This is a genomic window from Collinsella sp. An268, from assembly GCF_002159765.1.
GTDB lineage: Bacteria > Actinomycetota > Coriobacteriia > Coriobacteriales > Coriobacteriaceae > Coprousia.
Genome location: NZ_NFJH01000001.1, coordinates 383,756 through 406,829 on the forward strand (window position 1 = coordinate 383,756; position 23,074 = coordinate 406,829).

Genomic DNA, 23,074 nt, shown 5'->3' on the forward strand with positions numbered 1-23,074 from the left:
GCGGTTTCTCCGTAGTTCTAACCCGAGCGTTAGCTCAGCCGGTTCTTGAGGGCCTCGATATGGATGCCCACCGTAAGCTGGGCGGGATCGATCTGGGCAATCTCCTGCAGGGTGAAGGCGACGGCACTGGTGAGGTTCTCGCACACCGACTTCATGTTGACGCCGTTCTCGAGCACCACGTGCAGATCGACGCGCAGGCCCTGCTCGTCGCTCTTGACGAGCACGCCCTTGCGCATGCGCTCGTTGGCGCTCAGGCGCACGGCGTCGGCACCCTGGAGCTGCTCGTCCATGCCCACGACACCGTAGCAGGAAAGCGCGGCGTAACCCGCGATATCGGCAATGACGTCATTGGAGACGCTGAGTGTGCCGGTGATGATATCTGACACGAGATCTCCTAACTGATGCTGAGGCATCGATACGTGGGATTGACCTACCGTATCTTACTACGACGCAGTGCACCAGCGCAAAAAATGCAGGGATAAAATGAGGGGCCGCCCGCACGCGCGGACGGCCCCAAAACCGTGCAGACTCCCTCGGCCCCTACTCCTCGGGCTCCTCGGCAAACTGGCTGTTGTAGAGCTCGGCGTAGAACCCGCCCTGCGACAGCAGCTCCTCGTGGCGACCGGACTCCACGATATCGCCGTCGCGCAGCACCAAGATCTTGTCGGCGTTGCGGATGGTGGAGAGCCGGTGGGCGATCACGAAGCTCGTGCGGCCCTGCATGAGGGCGTCCATGGCGCGCTGGATGCGCTCCTCGGTGCGCGTGTCCACGTTGGAGGTCGCCTCGTCCAAGATGAGGATGGGGCGGTCGGCGATGAAGGCGCGCGCGATGGTGAGGAGCTGCTTTTGCCCCTGGCTCACGTTGGACGCGTCCTCGTTCAGGCAGAAGTCGTAGCCTCCCGGGAGCGTGCGGATGAAATGGTCCGCAAGCGCCGCCCGCGCCGCGGCCTCGACCTCGGCGTCCGTCGCCTCGGCGCGCCCGTAGCGGATGTTCTCCCTGATGGTGCCCTCGAAGAGCCACGTGTCCTGCAGCACCATGCCGAAGTTGGCGCGCAGCGCATCGCGGTCGAGCGCGCGGATGTCGACGCCGTCGACGGTGATGGAGCCCGCATTGACGTCGTAGAACCGCATGAGGAGCTTCATGAGCGTGGTCTTGCCCGCGCCGGTGGGACCCACGATCGCCACGGTCTGGCCCGGCTCCACCTCGCAGGTGAAGTCGTGGATGATGGTCTTCTCGGGCACGTAGCCGAAGCGCACGTGCTCAAACGAGACCGCGCCCCGGCAGCGCGCGAGCTCGCGCGGCTCCGCCACCGGCTCCTCCTCGGGGCCGTTCAGGAACTCGAACACGCGCTCGGCGGCCGCAGAGAGCATCTGGATCATGTTGGACACCTGCGTGAGCTGCGTGATGGGCTGGGTGAAGTTGCGCACGTACTGCATGAACGCCTGGATGTCGCCCACGGTGATCTGCCCGGCGACCGCGAGGAACGCGCCGACCGAGACCACGGCGACGTAGGCGAGGTTCGCCACGAAGTTCATGATGGGCTGCATGAGGCCGGAGAGGAACTGGCTCTTCCACCCCGCATGGTAGAGGCGGTCGTTCTCGATATCGAAGTCGGCGACCGCGCGCTCCTCGCGGTTGAAGACCTGGATGACGCTCTGCCCCGAGAAGCTCTCCTCCACGATGCCGTCGACGAGGCCGAGCAGCGCCTGCTGCTGGCGGAAGTAGCGCTGGGACGAGCGCACGACGATGACGACGAGGACGAGCGAGACCGGGATGGTGAGGAACGTGATGCCCGCGAGCTGGAGCGATACCGAGACCATCATGACCGTCACGCCGATGAGCTGCGTGAGCGATGTCACGACCTGCGTGACGCACTGGTTGAGCGACTGCCCGACGGTGTCGACGTCGTTGGTGATGCGCGACAGCACGTCGCCGACGCTGTTGGTCTCGAAGTACCCGAGCGGCATGCGGTCGATCTTCTCGACGATCTCACGGCGCATGCGGTAGCACACGCGCTGGGTGAGCCCCGTCATGAGGAAGCCCTGCAGAAGGTTGAAGAAGGCGGACGTGACGTACAGGCACATGAGCCCCGCGAGGATGTAGGCGATGCCCTCGAAGTCGATGGACCCCGCGCCGGCGAGCTTGGCGGTGAAGCCCTCGAAGAGCTTGGTGGTCGCCATGCCGAGAACGCGCGGCCCCACCACGTTAAAGACGACCGAGGCGATGGCGCATCCCAAGGACACGAGGAGCGCCAGACGCTCATGGGCGATATAGGCGATGAGACGGCGGATGGTGCCGGAGAAATCCTGGGCGCGCTCGGAAGCGGGCCCCCTGCGCGGGCCGGGCATCAGCGCTCACCTCCCTTCTGGTCGAGGACGGGCGTGGCGGGGGTATCGGCATGACCGTCATCGTCGAGCCCGAGCTCGGCTGCGGAGAGCTGCGAGCGGGCGATCTCGAGGTAGGCGGGGCAGGTGCGCAAGAGCTCCTCGTGGGTGCCCTTGCCCACCATCCGGCCGTCGTCGAGCACGACGATCTCGTCGGCGTGCATGATGGTGGCGATGCGCTGGGCGACGATGATGACGGCGGCGTCGCGGCAGCTGCGCCCGAGCTCGGCGCGCAGCGTGGCGTCCGTCTTGTAATCGAGAGCGGAGAACGAGTCGTCGAACACGAGCACCTTGGGATCGATGGCGAGGGCGCGCGCGATCTGGAGCCGCTGGTTCTGCCCGCCGGAAACGTTGGAGCCGCCCTGAGCGATGGCGCTCCGGTAGCCGTCGGGCTTCGCCTCGATGAAGTCGGTCGCCTGGGCGATGCGCGCGGCGCGCTCCATGCGCTCGTCGTCCATCCGGTCGTTGCCGTACTTGATGTTGCTCTCGATCGTGCCGGAGAACAGGAAGCGTCGCTGCGGCACATAGCCGACCTGCGCGCGCAGCTCGGTGAGCGGGATGTTGCACACGTCCACGCCGTCAAGCGTGACCCTGCCCGACGCGACGTCGTACAGGCGCGGTATGAGCTGGACGAGCGTCGACTTGCCCGAGCCCGTGGATCCGATGATGCCGAGCGTCTGGCCGGGCGCCACGGAGAAGTCGATATGCTCGAGCGTGGGCATGTCGGCATCGGGGTACGCGAACGTCACGTCGGAGAAAGCGATCTCGCCGCGCCAGCCGGCGCCGTCCGCGCGCGTCACCGCGTGCTCGGGCGCGGGCTCGGCGATGGAGGTCGTGGTATCGAGAACCTCGAGCACGCGCTCGGCGGCCACCCCGGCGCGCGGGAGCATGACCGAGATCATGGTGAGGATCATGAAGCTCATGATCACCTGCATCACGTAGTTGATGTAGGCCATGAGCGTACCGACCTCGATCGTGCCCGCGTCGACGCCGAGTCCACCGAACCATACGATGGCGACCGTGGTCGCGTTCATCACGATCATCATGACGGGCCCGAGAAACGCCATGGCGCGGTTGGTGAAGATATAGGTCCCCGTGAGCTCGCGGTTCGCCTCGTCGTAGCGGGCGCGCTCATGCTCCTGGCGGCCGAAGGCGCGGATCGGCATGATGCCCGTCAAGATCTCGCGCGCGATGAGGTTGTTGCGGTCCACCAGCCCCTGCATGCGGCGGAACTTGGGCATGGTGAGCCCCATGAGGATGCCGATGGCGATGGCGATGATGCAAATGGCGACGACGAGGATCCATTCCATGCCCGTAGGCGTGGAGAGCACGCGCACGACCGCCCCGACCCCCATGCAGGGGGCGAAGAGCACGATGCGCAGGCACATGACGGTGATCATCTGGATCTGTTGGATGTCGTTGGTCGCACGGGTGATGAGCGATGCGCTGGAAAACTTCTCCATCTCGGCCGGCGAATAGCTGAGAACGCGCTCGTAGAGCGCATGGCGAACCTCGCGCCCGATGGCAGCCGAGGTCTTGCTCGCGTTGTAGGCCGCCAAGATGGAGCACGCGACCGAGAGCAGCGTGAGCACGAGCATGTGCGCACCCTGACCCAGGATATAGTCGGTTTGGATGCGGGCGAGCTCCGAGGCGGTGGCGCCGACGGGCGCCTCGCCCACGATGCCGCCGCGCGCGATGCCGATGTCGACGATGTTGCTCATCACGCCGGGCACGGCGAGCTCAAGGTTTGCCTGGATGCAGAGGAGCACAAGGGCGATCACGAAGTTGATCTTGTGATGCCTGAGAAAGCTGAATATCTTCACGGGCTTTCCCTTCGGCTGGACGCAGGTGGACGGGACATATGCCGCGGGCATGCTGCCGGCGCACGCAAGCGACAATAAAAACGCGCCCGACGCGCAGGGGCGCCGAGCGTTGGGGTTATTCTCCCCCGGGCGGCGCCCTGCTAGGCATCCGCCTGGCTCACACGCGGCTTTCTCCATACATTCCCAACACCATGAGGTACCGAACATTTTACCGTCGAGCACCTCGGCGCGCGTTCGCCTCCCCTTGAGGGAATCAATATGAGATAGAGCTTGCAAAGCCACCGCTGACCTGCGATACTGTCTTGCGCGCAAACCAGAAGCCGGCCATCGACGGCCGTAGCGGAACCCTTACCCGCTCCGGCACGCTGCTTCCGCTGATGGTGATATGAAGATTGCACGTAGAGGGCTGGTTTTGTGCTATAGTTCCCATTTGTTTGTTCACGCGGCATCGCCGAATGCTGCCCAAGGAGGGTTCAACATGTCCAAAGTTTGCGAGATCTGCGGTAAGCACCCCGTTGCTGGTCGCTCTATCAGCCACTCCCACCGCGTCACCAACCGCACGTTCCGTCCCAACATCCAGCGTGTCTACGTCGTCGTCAACGGCCATCGCCGTAAGATGAACGTCTGCACCACCTGCCTCAAGTCCGGCAAGGTTGCGCGCTCCTAGGGAACCCTCCCTCACGGCTTTCACGCAATGCTTGAGTTTCGGCGCCCCCGCCTTTGGCGAGGGCGCTTTTTTTCGACGCTAAAAAGCGGTACGTCAGGCAACTCTTCCCGTTCGACCACCGACGGAACTTACCGCGACATACATCGCTGGGCACATCGCCGGACGCACGGCCGTGTACATTGCAAGGCTTTTTGCCGGACCCCTCCGTACGTTTTCTGGCGCAATGAACCCGGAAATGCGCTGCGGGGGCCAAAACGAGAGAGCGGGTACATTGCGAGGGAAAATGTACGGCTCTCTACCTGCTGTTTTGAAGACCGTACATTCAGGGGTTCATTGCCGGGTTCATTGCCACAAGAAATGTCCGGTGATCCGGGCAAAAAGCCTTACAATGCACCCGACGATAGGTTCGACGTGTAAGGCGGGCGCCCATCGACCCCGCGATTGGAGACGTCATGCAGCCCCTAACATCCTTCGGCAGGACGCTCGTCATCGCCAACCCCGCGGCACGCGCGGGCACCGCCCGGCAGGTCGCCGAGCGCCTCGAGCGGTTCCTCACGCTCTACCTGCACGATGCGAGCTCCTTCATCACCCGCTACACCGATCGTCCGGGCCACGCCACCGAGCTCGCGGCAGACGCGGCCCAGTTCGACACGGTGCTCGCGCTCGGCGGCGACGGCGTCATCCACGAGGTGGCCTGCGGCCTCATGCGCCTCCACGACGACGTGCGCCCCGTGCTCGGCGTCATCCCCGTCGGGTCCGGCAACGATTTCGCCCGCACCCTCGGCATGCACGAGGTAAGCTGCGACGCCGACCTCGTCCAGCTCCTCGAGACGCAGCCCGCGCACCTCGATATCGGTCGCGTGCGCACGAGCTCCTCCCCCACTGCGGACGCGGCCCTCGACGAGGTGACCTACGCGCTGGAGACGTTCTCATTCGGCCTTGACGCCGCCATCGCGCTCGATACGACCGAGCTTCGCCGCACCACCGGCCTCACGGGGATGCCGCTCTACACCGTAAGCGGCCTCAACGTCTTCGGCAGGCGCTACCGCACCTACCCCGCCAGGATTCGCCTCGACGACGGCCCCTGGCTCGATCTCGCAACCCTGCTGTGCGCCGTGCAGCTGGGCCCCACCTACGGCTCGGGCTACCTCATCACCCCCGATGCCGACCCCACCGACGGGATGCTCGACATCTGCTACGCCACCGGGCCCATCGCGCGCGTGCAGGCGCTGCCCGTGTTCCTCTCGGCGAGAAACGGCAACCACGTCGGCAACCCCCACGTGCACCTCGCCCGCGCGCGCCGCGCCGAGATCGTCCTGCCCGAAGACGGCTATCCCGCTCAGGTCGACGGGGAGAAGCTCGCGTTCCGGCGCGCCGTCATCGAGGTCGCGCCCGCCGCGCTGACCGTGCTCAAACCGCCCACAAAACCCGCGTAGATAAGAGCCCCCATGCCCAAGAAGAGCCTCGCACAGGAGTTCATCGAGTTCATCAACCGCGGCAACGTCGTCGACCTCGCCGTCGGCGTCATCATCGGCGGTGCGTTCACCGGCGTCGTGAACGCCCTCGTGTCGAACATCATCCAGCCGCTCATCGCCGCCGTAGGCGGCAACGCCGAGGTGAAGGGGCTGTCGGTCATCGTCGGTGGCCAGACCATCGACTTCGGCGGCTTCATCTCCGCCGTCATCAGCTTCCTCATCACCGCGCTCGCCGTGTTCGCCATCGTGAAGGGTGTAAATACCCTGAACGACCTCAAGGACCTTGCCGCACGCAAGGCGGGGCTCGCCAAGCAGGCCGCCGAAGGAAACACGCCCGAGCCGCGCACCTGCCCCTATTGCAGGCAAGAGATCTCAGACGACGCCACCCGCTGCCCGCACTGCACGGCCAAGCTCGCAGGGTACGAGAACCCGCTCGACTAGGCTTGTCCTGCCGCTATGCGGCGCCCCCGGACCACCCGACCGAGCGGATGATCCGGGGGCGCTTGCGCACGGGAGGCCGCGCGCTTCAGAGATACGCCGTCTTTCAGCACCTAGACCGTCTCGAGCGCCTGGGCGACGTCGGCGATGAGGTCCTCGGTGTCCTCGAGGCCGCACGAGAGGCGCACCATATCCGGCGCGATGCCCGCGGCGGCGAGCTCCTCGTCGGTCATCTGGCGGTGCGTGGCGTTTGCCGGATGCAGCACGCAGGTGCGGGCGTCCGCCACATGCGTGGCGATCTGCGCCACGTGAAGGTTCTTCATGAACTGCTCGGCGGCTGCCCGCCCACCGGTGAAGCCGAAGGAGACCACGCCGCACGAGCCGTTGGGCAGGTACTTCTGCGCGAGGGCGTACCACGGGTCGTCGGGCAGGCCGGGATACTTGACGAAGCGGACCTTGGGATGGTCGTGGAGGAACTCCGCCATCGCCTGGCCGTTGGCGCAGTGACGCGGCATGCGGACGTGCAGGCTCTCGAGCCCCATGTTGAGCAAAAAGGCGTTCATCGGGCTCTGGATGCTGCCGAGGTCGCGCATGAGCTGCGACGTCGCCTTGGTGATGAAGGCGCCCGCCTGGCCGAACTTCTCGGTGTAGACCACGCCGTGATACGTCTCGTCCGGCTGGGTGAGCCCCGGGAACTTCTCGGCGTGCGCCTCCCAGTCGAAGTTGCCCGAGTCGACGATGGCGCCGCCGACCGCCGCCCCGTGGCCGTCCATGTACTTGGTGGTGGAATGCGTCACGATATCGGCACCCCACTCGATGGGACGGCACATGATGGGCGTGGGGAACGTGTTGTCGACGATGAGGGGCACGCCGTGCGCATGGGCCGCCGTGGCGAAGCGCTCGATATCGAGCACGTCGAGGGCGGGGTTGGCGATGGTCTCGCCGAAGACCGCCTTCGTGTTGGGGCGGAAGGCGGCCTCGAGCTCGGCCTCCGTGCAATCAGGTGCCACGAACGTGCAGCCCACGCCCATGCGCTCGAGCGTGTGCGCGAGCAGGTTGAACGTTCCGCCGTAGATAGCGGAGCTCGCGACGATGTGGTCTCCCGCACCCGCGATGTTGAAGACGGCGAAGAAGTTCGCAGCCTGGCCCGAGCTCGTGAGCATGGCGGCAGCTCCGCCCTCGAGCTCGGCGATCTTGGCGGCGACGGCATCGTTTGTGGGGTTCTGCAGCCGCGTGTAGAAATAGCCCGCCTCCTCGAGGTCGAACAGGCGGCCCATGTGCTCGGAGGTGTCGTACTTCCACGTGGTGGACTGGTAGATGGGCACCTGACGGGGCTCGCCGTCGCCAGGACGGTAGCCTCCCTGCACGCAGGTGGTTCCGATATGCTCTGCCATGGATGCTCCTCTGCTCGAAGGTACGGTCGGTTGTGCGCAGAACAGCATAGCGCGTCCGGCGCCCGTCTGCGCCCGCGGTGCGAGCGCGCTCCGTTTTGTAACTTCTTGCTATGCTAGGGTCGTTTGCGACCACCAAGGGAGGATCTATGACCGACACCGCAACCACGCTCGCCGACCGCGCCGCAACCCTTGCCGATCAGGCCGTCGCGCTCCGCGCCGAGAAGGGCTACAACTGCGCCCAGGCGGTCGCGTGCGCCCTCGCACCCGAGGTCGGCGCCGACGTGGACGCCGTCTACCGCCTCTCCGAGGGCTTTGGCAGCGGCATGGGCACCACGACCGAGACGTGCGGGGCCTTGAGCGGCGCCATCATGGTGCTGAGCCAGCTCGAAAGCGCGGGCACCGCGGCGCCCGGCACCACCAAGGCAGCGACGTACCGGCTCGTGCGCGAGCTCGTCGAGGGTTTTCGCGAGGCCAACACCACGACCGTCTGCCGTGAGCTCAAGGGCATCGGCACCGGGCAGGGCGCCCTCCGCTCATGTCCCGGCTGCATCGAGGACGCCGTGACGCTCAGCTGCCGCATCATCGACGCCGCCCGCTAGACACCGAGGCCGGCGCCACCTTTGGGGACGGGTACAAAATCAGTCGCGGCGCTGGCGCCGAACAGCACCGCTCGGCGCCAGCGACCGCAACCGCCCGCCGGCCGGCGGCAGGTCGTCAGCCGCCGAATCATCAGCACCTAGGCGAAAAGCCAGCACGCGAGCACGCCCTCATGGCAGGTGATGCGCGCCCGGTCGGCCTCGATGACGTTGGAGATGCCGAGGTCGTCGAGGAGCGGCACGCGGCGATGGTCGAGCTCCCAGCGCATGCCCGCCTCAGACACGACGGCGCTCGGCGCGAGCGGGATGAACGAGAAGCGCCTCCCGGCCGCGTTTACCATGTCCCATGCCTCGCCCGCGTGGAGCACGCGCCCCTCGCAGCCGTCCTCCACGATCTCGACCGCGGGCGCCGCCGGCGGCCTCTGCCCTGCGGGGCGGTACGCGGCGAGCCTGCCGACAACGCCCAGGAGGTGGTCGGGATGACCGCCCCCCAGACACGTCGCCCTCACGGTCGCCGCGGGCCAGCGCCTCGCGACCTCGCCGAGCGCGAGCCCGAGGTCAGTGTCGTCCTTGTGCGGGTTGTAGCGCACGACCTCGAGCGAGCCCGCGCGCTCCGCCGACCGCACGGCCTCGGCGCCCGCGCCCCCTATCGAGTCGCCGTCGCCGCAGAAGAGCGCGCAGGCGACGCCCGCCGCCAGCACGCGCTCGTACCCTCGGTCGATGGCGACCACGGCATCGGCCCCCGCCGCCGCCCTCCGCACCGTCGACGGCGCCGAGGGCTCGGGAGAGCCACCCACCAGAAGGACCGTCGGCGGGTCGGTGTGCCCCGCATCTAACGCCATATGGACCATCCCCCTCTCGTGCGTCCCCCACTGCTTGCCGTACAGCTTACCAAACGTTCACCAACCCGTTGCTACCATCCCCTGACTTGATGGATGGACAAACGGCTCCAAATGGTATGCTGCAAGAGAGTTGTGTGGCTTTTGCCGAGAACCGCTGCATAACGTTCCCGACACGCTGCTTGCGCCGGCCGCACGACCGCGTCTGTTAGCCTGCGATGCCCCTGTGCATCGCCCAAGCGAGGGGAAGTGCCCCGTGGAAAAGAAGCCAGAAGCACCCGTGACCGCATCGGCGACGACCGCCCGCGCCCAGAGCGGCAAGACCCGCAAGGCGCAAAAGCCGCTCCTCATCATCACCGAAGACGATCTCTATATGTTCGCGAACGGCACCTGGCAGCGCAGCTGGGAGAAGCTGGGCGCGCATCCCGATGTGCAGGATGGCGAGCCCGGCTGGCACTTCGCCGTTTGGGCCCCGGACGTGGCGAGCGTCCACGTCGTGGGCGATTTCAACGACTGGGACGCCACGGCGAACCCCCTGACGCAGCTCTCCCGCAGCGGCGTGTGGCAGGGCTTCGTCCCGCGCCTGCCCGAGGGCGAGCTCTACAAGTTCGTCATCGAGACCAAGGACGGCAAGCTCCTCTACAAGGCGGACCCCTATGGGTTCTATGCCGAGAACGTCCCCGGCACCGCCTCGCGCCTTCTGGACATCACGGGCTATGAGTGGAAAGACGGGGTGTGGATGCGCAACCGCGCGCGCCACGACCACATGGAGCGCCCGCTCAACATCTACGAGGTGCACCTGGGCAGCTGGCGCCGCCACGGCAACGAGCCCCAGGGCGAGCCGGACGAGAACGGCAACTATCCCGGCCCGGGCGATCCGTTCCCCGCGCAGCGCGGCACGTACTACACCTACGACGACCTTTCGACCGAGCTCGTCGAGTACGTGCGCGATATGGGCTACACCCACATCGAGCTCCTCCCGGTGATGGAGCATCCCTTCGACGGCTCGTGGGGCTACCAGCCCACAGGCTACTATGCCGCCACCTCCCGCTACGGCACGCCCAAGCAGCTCATGCACTTCGTCGAGTGCTGCCATAAGGCGGGCATCGGCGTCATCCTCGACTGGGTGCCGGGCGGCTTCTGCGCCAACGAGGAGGGCCTCGCCACCTTCAACGGCGAGATGCTCTACGAGCGCGAGATCCATCCCAACTGGGGCACGCACAAGTTCGACTTCGGCCGCGGCGAGGTGCGTAGCTTCCTCGTCTCCAACGCCCTGTTCTGGATCGAGATGTTCCACGCCGACGGCATCCGCATGGACGGCGTGTCGAGCATGCTCTACCTCAACTTCGGCGTGGACGACCCCGGTCAGAAGAAGTTCAACAAGTACGGCACCGAGGAGGACCTCGACGCCTCCGCGTTCATCCGCCAGGTCAACTGCGCCGTGGGCCGCGAGTTCCCCGATGTCATGATGATCGCCGAGGAGTCCACCGCCTGGCCGCTTGTCACCTACCCGCCCGAGGAGGGCGGCCTCGGCTTCCACTACAAGTGGGACATGGGCTGGATGAACGACACCCTCCACTACATGCAGACCGACTTCCCCTGGCGCCCGGGCGCCCACCGGCTCCTCACGTTCTCGCTCATGTACGCCTTCAACGAGAACTTCGTGCTGCCGCTCAGCCATGACGAGGTCGTGAACGGCAAGTGCTCGCTCATGGGCCGCATGCCCGGCGACCAGTGGCGCCAGTTCGCGGGGCTCCGCACCCTCGCCTTCTATCAGATGACCCACCCCGGCGCGCAGCTCAACTTCATGGGCAACGAGATCGCGCCCTTTATCGAGTGGCGCTACTACGAGTCGCTCGAGTGGTTCCTCGCCGACGAGTTCGACGCGCACCGCAACCACCGCGCATTCGTGAAGGCCCTGAACCACCTGTACCTGAACGAGCCCGCGTTCTGGGAGAAGTCCTATACCGAGGACGGCTTCACCTGGATCGACGCCGACAACAACCAGCAGTCCATCATCTCGTTCACCCGCCACGGCATGAAGCAGAAAGACGACGTGGTCGTCATCATCAACTTCGACCCGGCGTCCTACGAGACGTTCCGCATGGGCGTGCCGCGCGAGGGCGACTGGCAGGTCATCTTCGACTCCGACAAGCCCGAGTTCGGCGGCAGCGGCTACCAGCTCGAAGCGCTCGACAACGCCGTCTGCTCGAGCCAGCCCTACCCGTGGAACGGCTGCGACAACTCCATCCAGCTCGCGCTCCCCGGCCTCTCGGGCATCGTGCTGAAGCGCATCGGCAAGAGCTCCTACGTCCCGCCGAAGCCCAAGAAGAAGCCGGCCAAGCGCTCGGCCAAGGGTGCCGCAGCGTCGCGGGCGGCGAAGTCCGCGACGGGCGCCGCGACGCCGGAGGCAGCCGCCACGCCGGAGGCAGCCGCCACGCCGGCGGCGAAGACGGCCGCCAAGCCGGCTCCCAAGAAGCCCGCGACCAAGGCGCCGGCCGCGCCTGCCGCCAAGGCATCCGCCGCCCCCTCCGGTGCCAAAGCGCCCGCAAAAAAGACCGCGAAGCCCAAATCTAGTACCCCGACGGCATAAATTTGCATGCCGAAACGTTTTGCCATGCACCCGATTTGCGCGATAATGGAAAAGTTGTGTTCGCCCAAGAATCCCGGCACCACCGGTAGAAAGGACCTTATGAAACAGATCTTCGAATCCAAAGAGGACTTCATCGAGGGCTACAAGGCCTCGATCATGTCCCTGTCGGGCAAGCCCTTCGAGAACACGAGCGACCTCGACCGCTTCACCGCGCTCGCCAAGCTCATCGCCGGCAAGGCGCGCGCCATCCAGACCGAGACGGAGACGCGCGTCTCCTCCGAGAAGCAGAAGCGCGTCTACTACTTCTCCATCGAGTTCCTCATCGGTCGCCTGCTCGACAACTACCTGCTGAACCTCGGCGTGCGCGACGTCGTCAAGGAGGGCCTCGCCGACCTCGGCGCCGACCTCGACGAGCTCTGCGCCTACGAGCCCGACCCCGCGCTCGGCAACGGCGGCCTGGGCCGCCTCGCCGCCTGCTTCCTCGACTCGATGGCCCACGAGGGCATCGCCGGTTACGGCAACGGCATGCGCTACCGCTACGGCCTCTTCAAGCAGGAGATCGTGAACGGCGCCCAGCACGAGACCACCGACGAGTGGCTCTCCCACGGCTACCCCTGGGAGGTCCGCCGCCCCGACCGCGCCGTGCGCATCGGCTTCGGCGGCCATGTCGTGGGCGAGGAGCGCGACGGGCATATGGTGTACCACACCGAGGGTACCCAGGACGTTCTCGCCGTTCCCTATGACATCCCCGTCGTCGGCTACGGCGGCGAGACCGTCAATAAGCTCCGCGTCTGGAGCGCCGAGCCCGTGGAGGAGCAGTTCGACCTCGACGCCTTCAACCGGGGCGATTACGCCGGCGCCGACGCGCACCGCGCCGAGGCGGAGGCCATCTCGGCCATCCTCTACCCCAACGACGCGGGCGAGCACGGCCGCCTGCTCCGCCTGAAGCAGGAGTACCTCTTCGTGTCCGCCGGCATCTACAGCCTGCTCGACACGTTTGAGAACGACTTCGGCGCCCATTGGGAGCTCCTGCCCCGCTACGTCGCCATCCACACCAACGACACGCACCCCGCCATGTGCGGCCCCGAGCTCATGCGCATCCTTATGGACGAGAAGGGGCTCGAGTGGGACGAGGCGTGGGAGATCGTGACGAACACCATCTCCTACACCAACCACACCATCCTCCCCGAGGCGCTCGAGAAGTGGCCCATCTCCACGTTCTCCAAGCTCCTCCCTCGCGTGTACCAGATCATCGACGAGATCAACCGCCGCTACAGCGCCGCCTTCGACCGCACGGCCGACGACTGGCAGAACCGCCTGCGCGCCACCGCCATCCTCTGGGACGGCGAGGTCCGCATGGCGAACCTGTCGGTCATCTGCAGCCACTCGGTCAACGGCGTCGCCCAGATCCACACCGACATCCTGAAAGCCGAGACCCTGAAGGACTTCTACGCGCTCACGCCCGAGAAGTTCAACAACAAGACGAACGGCATCTCGCACCGCCGTTTCCTCGCCGAGGCGAACCCCACCTACGCCAAGCTCATCAGCGAGGCCATCGGCACGGGCTGGCTCGACGACGCCTCCGAGCTCGAGAAGCTCTCCGCCTTTGAGGGCGACCCCGCGTTCCTCGAGCGCGTCGGCGCCTCCAAGCGCGCGAACAAGGAGCGCCTCGCCCGCTACGTCAAGCAGGAGACGGGCCTGGTCATCGACCCCAACTCGATCTTCGACGTGCAGGTCAAGCGCTTCCACGCCTACAAGCGCCAGTTGCTGAACATCTTCAAGGTGATGGATATCTACAATCGTCGCCTCGCCGACCCCAACTTCCGCGTGGCGCCGACCACGTTCATCTTCTCGGGCAAGGCCGCCTCGAGCTACACCTTCGCCAAGGAGACGATCCGCCTCATCAACTCCGTCGCCGACGTCGTGAACAACGACCCGCGCGTCAACGAGGTCATGAAGGTCTGCTTCATCCCCAACTTCCGCGTCTCCAACGCCCAGCTCATCTATCCGGCGGCAGAGATCTCCGAGCAGATCTCCACGGCCGGCATGGAGGCCTCGGGCACTTCCAACATGAAGCTCATGATGAACGGCGCCATCACGCTCGGCACCATGGACGGCGCGAACATCGAGATCGTGAACCTCGCTGGCGCCGAGAACGAGAAGATCTTCGGCCTCACCGCACCCGAGGTTGACGAGCTCCGCGCGAGCGGCATGCACTTCGCCTGGGACATGTACAACAGCGACCGCGACCGTTTAGGGCGCGTTATTGATGAACTCACCGATAACACGTTCGCTCGTCTCTCCGGTGACTTCGAGAGCATCCATAATGAGCTCTTGAACGGAAACGACCATGACTTCGTCATGAAAGACTTCCGCTCCTACGTCGACGCCTGGGAGGAGCTCACGACGAGCTATTCCGACCGCGCGGACTGGAACCGTCGCGCGCTCCACAACACGGCGTCCTCGGGCTGGTTCTCGTCCGACCGCACCATCCGCTCGTATCGCGACGAAATCTGGCACGCTTAGGCGCTAGAAGGCCGCGTCATGGCACCACGGCGCGCCTCCGCACGGCATCCACGGGGCGGGCAGCCCGCCCGCCCCGCTCGATAGCAAGGTCTATAGGGTTCTGAAGGATTTTGAAGGAGAACATCGATGGGTAGAAAGCAATGCATCGCGATGCTCCTCGCCGGGGGGCAGGGCAGCAGGTTGGGGGCGCTCACCGCTAAGATCGCCAAACCAGCCGTCTCGTTCGGTGGCAAGTACCGCATCATTGACTTCACGCTTTCCAACTGCGCGAACTCGGGCATCGACACGGTGGGCGTACTGACGCAGTACCGTCCCTACCAGCTGCACGAGTACATCGGGTCCGGTCGCGGCTGGGACCTCAACGAGACCGGCGGCGGCATCTCGATCCTCCCGCCGTACGCGACGCAGGAGGGCGGCGCCTGGTACGCCGGCACCGCGGACGCCGTGACGCAGAACCTCGACTACATCAAGTCGCATCACCCCGAGTACGTGCTCATCCTCTCGGGCGACGCGCTCTACCGCATGGACTACCGCGATATGCTCAACACGCATATCGAGCACAACGCGGACCTCACCATCGCGGTCATGCCCGTGCCGTGGGAGGACGCGAGCCGCTTCGGCATCCTCACGACCGATGACGACAAGCGCGTGACGAAGTTCACCGAGAAGCCCGAGAAGCCCGATTCGAACCTCGCGTCCATGGGTATCTACGTCTTCTCCTACGACTTCCTCGTCAACGCCCTCGAGGAGGACGCCGTCAACCAGCGCTCGAGCCATGACTTCGGCAACGACATCATCCCGAAGGCGCTCGGCGACGGCAAGAACCTCTACGTGCACGAGTACCACGGGTTCTGGAAGGACGTCGGCACCATCGCGAGCTACCACGAGACGTCGATGGACCTGCTGGGCGCGAACCCCGAGTTCGACCTCTTCGACAGCAAGAACCCCATCCTGTCCAATGACTCCACGCGCCCGCCGCACTTCATCGGGCCCAATGGCCGCGTGGACGACGCGCTCGTCGCCAACGGCTGCAAGATCATGGGCACGGTGCGCCACTCCATCATCTCGACCGACTGCGTCGTGGGCGAGCGCGCCATCGTCGAGGATTCCGTCCTGCTGCCCGGCGCCGTCGTGAAGAACGGTGCCCACGTGAGCCGCGCCATCCTCGGTGAGAACGCCGTGGTTGAAGAGGGCGTAAAGCTCGGCAGCGTCGATACTACGAAGGATACGGCCGTCGTTGGAAACGACGTCGTCATCGGGAAGGGGGAATGAACCGATGATCAACCGCAAGGCCATCGGCTACATCACCGCTAACTACGCGGGCTCGGAGCCCAGCAAGCTCATCCAGGACCGTCCCGTGGCGGCCGTCCCGTTCCTCGGCCGCTACCGCCTGATCGACTTCCCGCTCTCCAACATGACCAACGCCGGCATCCGCACCGTCGGTCTCGTCATGCCGGGCAACTGGCGCTCCATCTCCGACCACGTGGGCCACGGCAAGGACTGGATGCTCGACCGCAAATCGGGCGGCCTGTTCACCATGCCGGGCAACCCCTACGGCACCACGAAGCAGGGCATGCGCTTCCTGCTCCGCGACATCATCTCCAACCGCGAGCTCTTTGAGCGCGCCGACACGCCCTACGTCGTGATGATGGGCGCGAACATCATCTTCAACATGGACCTGAACGAGATCATCGACGCGCACGAGCGCTCCGGCGTGGGCGTCACCATGGTCTACGTGAAGGCAGAGCGCCATCACAACGACGCCAACCGCCTCGTCATCGGCGATGCGGGCCGCGTTCAGCAGATCGAGCCGGGCTGCGAGTACGGTGACAACAAGTTCATCGACTGCTTCGTCATCAACCGCGACCTGCTGATCGACATCATCAACAGCTACGCCAACGCCGACTACCTCGACTTCTTCGAGGCCATCGCCGGCGACTTCGCGCGCATCGACGTGTGCAGCTACGAGTACAAGGGCCTCGCCATCGGCATCTTCGACGAGCGCACCTACTACCAGCGCAGCATGGAGCTCTTGACGCCGGACATCTACGACCAGCTCTTCCCCATCGACCGCCCCATCCGCACGAAGGCCCACGACGCGGCGCCGGCCAAGTACTATGGTGGCTGCAACGCGCAGAACTCCTTCATCTCGGCGGGCTGCAAGATCTACGGCACCGTGCGCAACTCCATCCTGTCGCGCGGCGTCGTGGTGGAGAGCGGCGCGAACGTCTCGAACTCCATCATCATGTTCAGCTGCGTGATCAAGCGCGGCGCCCGCGTCGAGAACGCCATCCTCGACAAGAACAACGTCGTCCCCGAGAACACCGAGTACCGGGGAACGCCCGACGCGATCCTTGTCATGGGCAAGGGCGACCACCGATAATCACGAGCGTGTAACACTACGCGCCCGTGCGGCCCCAAGGCCGTGCGGGCGCGTTATCATATTGACCGTCGCCCGTTGCGCGACGCACACATCCCTCGTGTTGGAATTGAGGAGAGTAAACCGAAATGGCTAAACACAAGATGCAAGTGGTCTTCGCCTCGGCCGAGGTAGCCCCGTTCGTCAAGACCGGCGGTCTCGGCGATGTGGCCGGGTCGCTTCCCCAGGAACTGGTGAAAGACGGCTGCGACGTCATCGTCATGTGCCCCAAGTACGCCTCCATCCCCGATGAGTTCAAGGCGCGCATGGAGCACTACACCGATTTCTACGTGCCGCTGGGCTGGCGCAACGAGTACTGCGGCCTCGAGAAGATCGAGGAGGGCGGCGTCACCTACCTCTTCGTCGACAACGAGCACTACTTCAACCGCAGCTACCCGTACGGCTTCTTCGACGACGGCGAGCGCTTCGCCTTCTTCTCGAAGGCGATCTGCGAGAGCCTCCAGCACCTGCCGGCCGGCTTCGAGTGCGACATCCTGCACTGCAACGACTGGCAGACCGCCCTCGCGCCCGTGTTCCTGCGCGAGTTCTACCAAGGCCTGCCGCTCTACGAGCGCGTGAAGACGATCTTCACCATCCATAACATCGCCTTCCAGGGCCAGTTCTCCGACAAGATGCTGAACGACGTGCTCGGCCTCGCCCACATCCCCAACGCGGCGCGCCAGCTTCGCTGCGATTCGAGCTCCATCAACTTCATGCAGGGCGCGCTCTGCTACAGCGACGCCATCACCACGGTGAGCCCGAGCTACGCATGCGAAATCAAGACCTCCGACTACGGCGAGGGCCTCGACTGGATCTTGCGCCAGCGCTCCGATATCCTCTCGGGCATCCTGAACGGCATCGACGAGCCCTCGTGGGACCCCTCGACCGACTTCCAGATCGCCGAGAACTACGGGGTCGGTAACATGGGCGGCAAGGCCGCCTGCAAGCGCGCCCTCCAGCAGGAGCTCGGCCTCGAGGTGCGCGACGACCGCCCGCTCATGGTCATGGTCTCGCGCCTCACCCGTCAGAAGGGCATGGACCTCGTCACCTACTCGCTCGACCGCATCCTCTCCGGCGGCGTCCAGGTTGCCGTGCTCGGCACGGGCGAGCGCGCCTACGAGGACGCGATGAACTACTTCGCGGGCAAGTACCCGGGGACCATGGCCGCGCGCATCACCTTCGATTCCGCGCTCTCGCGCCGCATGTACGCCGGCGCCGACCTCTTCCTCATGCCGTCCCTCTTCGAGCCGTGCGGCCTCTCGCAGATCATCGCCATGCGCTACGGCACGCTGCCCGTGGTGCGCGAGACGGGCGGTCTGCGCGACACCGTCATCCCCTACAACTACGATACCGGCGAGGGCACGGGCTTCTCGTTCGCCAACTTCAACGGCGACGAGATGGGAGACGCCGTCTTCCGTGGCGCGCGCCTGTTCTGGGACAACCGCGAGGCGTTCAACCGCGTGGTCGAGCAGGCCATGAAGACGGACTTCTCCTGGACGCGCTCCGCGGGCTCGTACCTCGGCCTCTACACCAACCTGCACCCCGACGTGGAGCCCGTCCCCCCTACGCCGCCGGCGCCCGCTCCTGAACCCGAGCCCGTTCCTGAGCCCGCTCCCGAGCCCGAGCCCGCAGAGGCGCCGGCCGAGAAAGCCCCTGCCGAGCCGGCACCTGTTGCGGAGGCGAAGGCGCAGCCCGCTCCCGCAGTGACGGACGCCCCTGCCGAGAAACCTGCCGAGGAGCCCAAGAGCGCACCCGCCGAGGCCGCTGCGCCCGCGCCCGCGGCACAGGAGGCGGCACCTGCCCCGAAGAAGCCCGCCGCCCGCACGACGCGCAAGACGACCGCCAAGACGGCGGCGACCGAGGCAACCAAGGCTGAGGAGCCCGAGAAGAAGCCCGCCGCCAAGAAGGCGACTGCGGCGAAGCGCACGGCCACGTCCACCGCGGCGAAGGCCGTCGCAGCCGAGGCGGCCCCCGCTGCCGAGAAGCCCGCGGCGAAGCGCACGACGGCCAAGGCTGCCGCCGCCAAGGTGACCGCAACCAAGACCGCGGCTGCGAAGACCACGGCAGCTAAGACCACTGCCGCGAAGACGAGCGCCGCCGAGAGCGCGCCCGCCGCAAAGGCCGAGCCGGAGAAGAAGACCACGCGCACGACGACCGCCAAGAAGACCACCGCCGCCGCAAAGCCCGCGGCCAAGGCCGCCGCGAAGACGACGCGCGCCGCAGCCAAGAAGCCCGCGGCGCCCAAGGCCGACGCGACCGCCGTCGCACCGGAGGCCGCTCCCGCCCCCAAGGCCGCCGAGAAGCCCGCGGAGCCGGCGAAGGCGAAGCCCGCGCCCAAGGCGACTTCGGTGAGCGCCGCCCGCAAGCGCACCACCAAGCGCTAACGGGGCGCACATCGGCAATCGACTGATCTTCCGGGGAGGGCACGCAGCGGTGTCCTCCCCTCTTTTTGTGCCACGGAGAAGGCAAACCTGTTGAATATCATCGTCTGCCACCGGCTCGTCCCTTATAATGGGTGAGCTGCCCATTTCTTGACGTCATGTCAAATAGGTAACACACGGGCGGTTGTTAGAACGGAACTATCCATGAAGCTCATCCACCATTCCCGCCTCCCCGAGTACCGCGAGCCCTTCGGTGCGGTCACGGCGGGGAGCACGGTCTCCCTATCCCTTCGCATAGAGGACGCTCCCGACGCGCCGCTCTCCGTCAGGCTGCGCACCTGGGTCGACGGCAAGGGGGAGCGTCTGCACACCATGCAGCAGGGCGAAGACGGGCTCTGGCATGCGAGCCTCGCCTGCCCCCGCCCCTCCAACGTCTGGTACACGTTCCACGTCTCCTGGGAGGAGGGCGATACGGGACGCCTCGCCCATCTCGGCGCCCCGCAAGGCCATACGGGCGGCGAGGGCGTCATGTACGACTACGCCGGCTGCCCGTCCTTCCAGATCAGCGTGTACCGCCACCGCGCCGTGCGCCCCGCATGGTACGAGAAGGGCATGGTCTACCAGATCTTCCCCGACCGCTACCGCCGTGACGATAACTGGCGCGAGCGCACCGAGGCGGCGCTCGCCCGCCCGCGCAACGGCGTGCAGCGCCGCCTCATCGAGGACTGGTGGGAGCCACCCGTCTACGAGCGCAACGAGGACGGCTCCATAAAATACTGGGACTTCTACGGCGGCTCGCTCAAGGGCATCGAGGAGGACCTCCCCCGCCTGTCTGAGCTCGGCATCACGGCCATCTACCTCAACCCCATCTTCGAGGCAGCGAGCAACCACCGCTACGATACCGCCGACTACCTCACGATCGACCCTATCCTCGGCACCGAGGAGGACTTCCGGGATCTCTGCGCCGCGGCGGAGAAGCTGGGCATGCACATCATCCTCGACGGCGTGTTCAACCACACCGGCGACGACTCGCTCTACTTCAACCGCTTTGGCAACTACCCCGGCGACGGCGCCTGGAACAACCCCGCCTCGCCGTGGCGCGACGCCTATGAGTTCAACGACGACGGCACCTACAAGTGCTGGTGGGGTATCGACAACATGCCCGACTTCAACCAGGACTCCCCCTTGGTGCGCGAGCTGCTTCTGGGCGAGGACGGGGTCATCCGCCACTGGACGCGCGCCGGCGCCCACGGCTGGCGCCTTGATGTCGCCGACGAGCTCCACGAGGACCTCATCGCCGACATCAAGGAGACGCTGCTCCAGGAGAAGCCAGACGGCCTGCTTCTGGGCGAGGTCTGGGAGGACGCCTCCAACAAGATGAGCTACGGCCAGCCCCGCCACTACCTGCAGGGCGACGAGCTCGACTCCGCCATGAACTACCCCTTCCGCACCATGGTGATCGACTTCCTCATGGGAAACATCGATGCCGCCGAGGCTGCCGAGGTTATCTGGAGCCTTGTGGAGAACTACCCGCCCGAGGCGCTCGCCTGCGCCCTCAACCTTCTGGGAAGCCACGACCGGCCGCGCATCGCGAGCGTGCTCGGCGGCGGCCCCGACGAGAGCAAGCTCCCCGAGGAGGAGCGCGGGCGCTGGCGCCTGTCGCCCGAGGCGATGGGCCTCGCGAAGGCGCGCTTCTGGCTCGCGACGCTCATGCAGATGACGTTCCCGGGCGTCCCCTCCATCTACTACGGCGACGAGTACGGTCTCGAGGGGCTCTCGGATCCCGGCAACCGCCGCGGCCTGCCGCGTCCCGGCGACCCGCACGAGTACGATATGGAGACCATCATCAAGAACGCCGCGGGCGTCCGCCGCGAGCTCCCGGTGCTCGTCGACGGAACCATCCGCCCGTTCGCTCCCACCGAGGACGTCCTCGGCTACACGCGCGAGAACGAACGGGGCGAGGCCGCGACCGTCCTTATCAACCGCAGCCGCACCACGGACGCCACGGTGCGCATCCCCGCGCTCGGGGCGTGCGCAACCGACGTCGTCTCGGGTACCGAGCTCACCGTCGGCGCCGACGGCATGTGCGAGGTCCACCTCTGGCCCTTCGGCTCCGCCGTCGTCTCCTTCCACCCCGAGGCGCGCCTGCAGAAGCCGCTCGCGCCCGGTGCGGGCGTCGTCTGCCACATCACGTCGCTTCCCACCGACGACGGGCGTCCCGGCACGCTCGGCGAGCCCGCAAAGCGCTTCATCGACCATCTCGCCGCCATGGGATTCACGTACTGGCAGGTCCTCCCGGTGAACCCGACGGACCTCTACCGCTCACCGTACGCCGGCCCCTCGGCCTTTGCGGGAAACATCGCGCTTCTGCCCGAGACCGAGGAGGAGCTGCGCGCCGACTACGTGCGCTGGGAGGCCGCGGGCGGTGCGGGCACCGACATCGCCTACCGCGACTACGTCGAGGACCAGCGCTTCTGGCTCGAGCCCTACTGCGCCTTCATGGCGGTCAAGAAGCACTTTGGCGGCACGTCCCGCCATGAATGGCCCCAGGAGCTCAGCCGCTACCGCCCCCAGCTGCTCAAGGACCCGCGCTTCGCGACCGAGGCGCACATCCAGTCCTACCTGCAGTACCGCTTCGAGCTCGCGTGGCAGGAGACCATGGGCTACGCCAACGCCCAGGGCATCCAGGTCATAGGCGACATCCCCATGTACGTGTCCGATGACTCGGCCGACGCTTGGGCTAACCCCGAGCTCTTCAATCTCGACCGCGACGGTCGCCCGACCGAGATCGCCGGGGCGCCGCCCGACAACTTCGCCCCCGAGGGCCAGGTATGGGGCAACCCCACCTACCGCTGGGACGCGCTTCGCGCCGACGGCTACCGCTGGTGGCTCGCCCGCCTGCGCCGCGCCATACGCGTCTACGACCGCGTCCGCCTCGACCACTTCCTCGGCTTCCACAACTTCTTCTCCATTCCCGCCGGTGCGCCCGGCTCTGAGGGCCGCTGGATCCCCGGTCCCGGCCGGGACCTCTTCGAGAAGGCTGCCTCCGAACTCGGCCCGCTGCCGTTTATCGCCGAGGACCTCGGCGTGCTCACCCCGGGCGTGCGCGCCCTCGTGAGCGCCTGCGGCTTTCCGGGGATGGATGTGCTGCTGTTTGAGGACTACGATATCCGCGCGGGCATCCACCCCAAGCCGGAGAAGATCCTCTACACCTCGACGCACGACACGGCGACCCTCGCCGGCTTCTGCGCCGCCAGCTATACGGGCGGCGATGAGGCCGCGTCGATGGAGCTCGCCCAGAAGCTGGTGGAGGATGCGCTCGCTAGCGACGCCGACGTGGTCATGATGCCGCTTCAGGACGTCCTGGGGCTCGGCGACGATTGCCGCATGAACGTGCCCGGCGTGGCCGAGGGCAACTGGAGCTGGCAGGCTGAGGAGGCGGATATCGCCGCTGCCGAGGCCGCCGTCGCCGCCCTGCTCTCCCGTACCGGCCGCTTCGCCGGCGAGGTGCGCGAGCCTTCCCACTTGTGAGCGTGAG

The 23,074-nt window shown here is 66.3% G+C and carries 15 protein-coding genes; 10 read left to right on the forward strand and 5 right to left on the reverse strand.

Annotation, left to right across the window (positions count from 1 at the left end; genetic code table 11):
• Positions 1-29: 29 nt before the first annotated feature.
• The 3 genes from B5F70_RS01785 to B5F70_RS01795 all read right to left on the reverse strand — a co-directional run bounded on the left by B5F70_RS01785 (position 30) and on the right by B5F70_RS01795 (position 4,208).
• Positions 30-386, reverse strand: a complete 357-nt coding sequence (locus B5F70_RS01785) for an Asp23/Gls24 family envelope stress response protein (protein WP_241145865.1) — start codon at positions 384-386, stop codon at positions 30-32.
• A 154-nt stretch (positions 387-540) separates the two neighbouring features.
• The gene (locus tag B5F70_RS01790) at positions 541-2,349 is read right to left on the reverse strand and encodes an ABC transporter ATP-binding protein (protein WP_087203832.1); all 1,809 of its coding nucleotides are present in this window, start codon (positions 2,347-2,349) and stop codon (positions 541-543) included.
• Positions 2,349-4,208, reverse strand: coding sequence for an ABC transporter ATP-binding protein (locus B5F70_RS01795; RefSeq protein ID WP_087203833.1), 1,860 nt, complete (start codon positions 4,206-4,208; stop codon positions 2,349-2,351). Before B5F70_RS01795 ends, B5F70_RS01790 begins: the two co-directional genes overlap by 1 nt.
• A gap of 478 nt (positions 4,209-4,686) precedes the next feature.
• Between B5F70_RS01795 and rpmB the strand changes: the two genes are divergently transcribed.
• The 3 genes from rpmB to mscL all read left to right on the forward strand — a co-directional run bounded on the left by rpmB (position 4,687) and on the right by mscL (position 6,791).
• On the forward strand, positions 4,687-4,875 hold the full coding sequence (gene rpmB, locus B5F70_RS01800; protein WP_087203834.1) for a 50S ribosomal protein L28: 189 nt from the start codon (positions 4,687-4,689) through the stop codon (positions 4,873-4,875).
• A gap of 452 nt (positions 4,876-5,327) precedes the next feature.
• Positions 5,328-6,311, forward strand: a complete 984-nt coding sequence (locus B5F70_RS01805; protein WP_087203835.1) for a diacylglycerol kinase family protein — start codon at positions 5,328-5,330, stop codon at positions 6,309-6,311.
• 12 nt (positions 6,312-6,323) lie between these two features.
• Positions 6,324-6,791 (forward strand): large conductance mechanosensitive channel protein MscL, encoded by a 468-nt coding sequence (gene mscL, locus B5F70_RS01810; RefSeq protein WP_087203836.1) that lies wholly within the window; start codon positions 6,324-6,326, stop codon positions 6,789-6,791.
• 110 nt (positions 6,792-6,901) lie between these two features.
• Here mscL and B5F70_RS01815 read toward each other — a convergent pair whose 3' ends face one another.
• A complete protein-coding gene (locus B5F70_RS01815; RefSeq protein WP_087203837.1) occupies positions 6,902-8,182 on the reverse strand; it encodes a PLP-dependent transferase in 1,281 nt (426 codons plus the stop codon).
• 146 nt (positions 8,183-8,328) lie between these two features.
• Between B5F70_RS01815 and B5F70_RS01820 the strand changes: the two genes are divergently transcribed.
• A complete protein-coding gene (locus B5F70_RS01820) occupies positions 8,329-8,781 on the forward strand; it encodes a C-GCAxxG-C-C family protein (protein WP_087203838.1) in 453 nt (150 codons plus the stop codon).
• A 137-nt stretch (positions 8,782-8,918) separates the two neighbouring features.
• Here the strand turns inward: B5F70_RS01820 and B5F70_RS01825 are convergent, their stop codons facing one another.
• A complete protein-coding gene (locus tag B5F70_RS01825; RefSeq protein ID WP_087203839.1) occupies positions 8,919-9,620 on the reverse strand; it encodes a thiamine diphosphokinase in 702 nt (233 codons plus the stop codon).
• A gap of 370 nt (positions 9,621-9,990) precedes the next feature.
• Between B5F70_RS01825 and glgB the strand changes: the two genes are divergently transcribed.
• The 6 genes from glgB (at position 9,991) to B5F70_RS01855 (ending at position 23,067) form a co-directional block, all read left to right on the forward strand.
• Positions 9,991-12,210: a 1,4-alpha-glucan branching protein GlgB gene (glgB, locus tag B5F70_RS01830; RefSeq protein ID WP_087203886.1), complete on the forward strand. Its 2,220-nt coding sequence runs from the start codon at positions 9,991-9,993 to the stop codon at positions 12,208-12,210.
• 99 nt (positions 12,211-12,309) lie between these two features.
• Entirely contained in the window at positions 12,310-14,736 is a 2,427-nt protein-coding gene (locus tag B5F70_RS01835) for a glycogen/starch/alpha-glucan phosphorylase (RefSeq protein ID WP_087203840.1), read from the forward strand.
• A gap of 126 nt (positions 14,737-14,862) precedes the next feature.
• Positions 14,863-16,008 (forward strand): glucose-1-phosphate adenylyltransferase, encoded by a 1,146-nt coding sequence (locus B5F70_RS01840; protein ID WP_087203841.1) that lies wholly within the window; start codon positions 14,863-14,865, stop codon positions 16,006-16,008.
• A gap of 4 nt (positions 16,009-16,012) precedes the next feature.
• Positions 16,013-17,119, forward strand: a complete 1,107-nt coding sequence (glgD, locus tag B5F70_RS01845) for a glucose-1-phosphate adenylyltransferase subunit GlgD (RefSeq protein WP_087203842.1) — start codon at positions 16,013-16,015, stop codon at positions 17,117-17,119.
• Between the two features lie 125 nt (positions 17,120-17,244).
• Entirely contained in the window at positions 17,245-19,539 is a 2,295-nt protein-coding gene (gene glgA, locus B5F70_RS01850; RefSeq protein ID WP_164476574.1) for a glycogen synthase GlgA, read from the forward strand.
• A 201-nt stretch (positions 19,540-19,740) separates the two neighbouring features.
• Positions 19,741-23,067 carry a 4-alpha-glucanotransferase gene (locus B5F70_RS01855; protein ID WP_087203843.1) on the forward strand — a complete coding sequence of 1,109 codons (3,327 nt, stop codon included), beginning with the start codon at positions 19,741-19,743 and terminating at the stop codon, positions 23,065-23,067.
• Positions 23,068-23,074 lie beyond the last annotated feature (7 nt).

Coding starts and splice junctions, on each gene's coding strand:
- B5F70_RS01790 (WP_087203832.1), bottom strand. CDS start 2,349: ATGCCCGGCCCGCGCAGGGGGCCCGCTTCCGAGCGCGCCCAGGATTTC.
- rpmB (WP_087203834.1), top strand. CDS start 4,687: ATGTCCAAAGTTTGCGAGATCTGCGGTAAGCACCCCGTTGCTGGTCGC.
- B5F70_RS01805 (WP_087203835.1), top strand. CDS start 5,328: ATGCAGCCCCTAACATCCTTCGGCAGGACGCTCGTCATCGCCAACCCC.
- mscL (WP_087203836.1), top strand. CDS start 6,324: ATGCCCAAGAAGAGCCTCGCACAGGAGTTCATCGAGTTCATCAACCGC.
- B5F70_RS01815 (WP_087203837.1), bottom strand. CDS start 8,182: ATGGCAGAGCATATCGGAACCACCTGCGTGCAGGGAGGCTACCGTCCT.
- B5F70_RS01820 (WP_087203838.1), top strand. CDS start 8,329: ATGACCGACACCGCAACCACGCTCGCCGACCGCGCCGCAACCCTTGCC.
- B5F70_RS01825 (WP_087203839.1), bottom strand. CDS start 9,620: ATGGCGTTAGATGCGGGGCACACCGACCCGCCGACGGTCCTTCTGGTG.
- glgB (WP_087203886.1), top strand. CDS start 9,991: ATGTTCGCGAACGGCACCTGGCAGCGCAGCTGGGAGAAGCTGGGCGCG.
- B5F70_RS01835 (WP_087203840.1), top strand. CDS start 12,310: ATGAAACAGATCTTCGAATCCAAAGAGGACTTCATCGAGGGCTACAAG.
- B5F70_RS01840 (WP_087203841.1), top strand. CDS start 14,863: ATGGGTAGAAAGCAATGCATCGCGATGCTCCTCGCCGGGGGGCAGGGC.
- glgD (WP_087203842.1), top strand. CDS start 16,013: ATGATCAACCGCAAGGCCATCGGCTACATCACCGCTAACTACGCGGGC.
- glgA (WP_164476574.1), top strand. CDS start 17,245: ATGGCTAAACACAAGATGCAAGTGGTCTTCGCCTCGGCCGAGGTAGCC.
- B5F70_RS01855 (WP_087203843.1), top strand. CDS start 19,741: ATGAAGCTCATCCACCATTCCCGCCTCCCCGAGTACCGCGAGCCCTTC.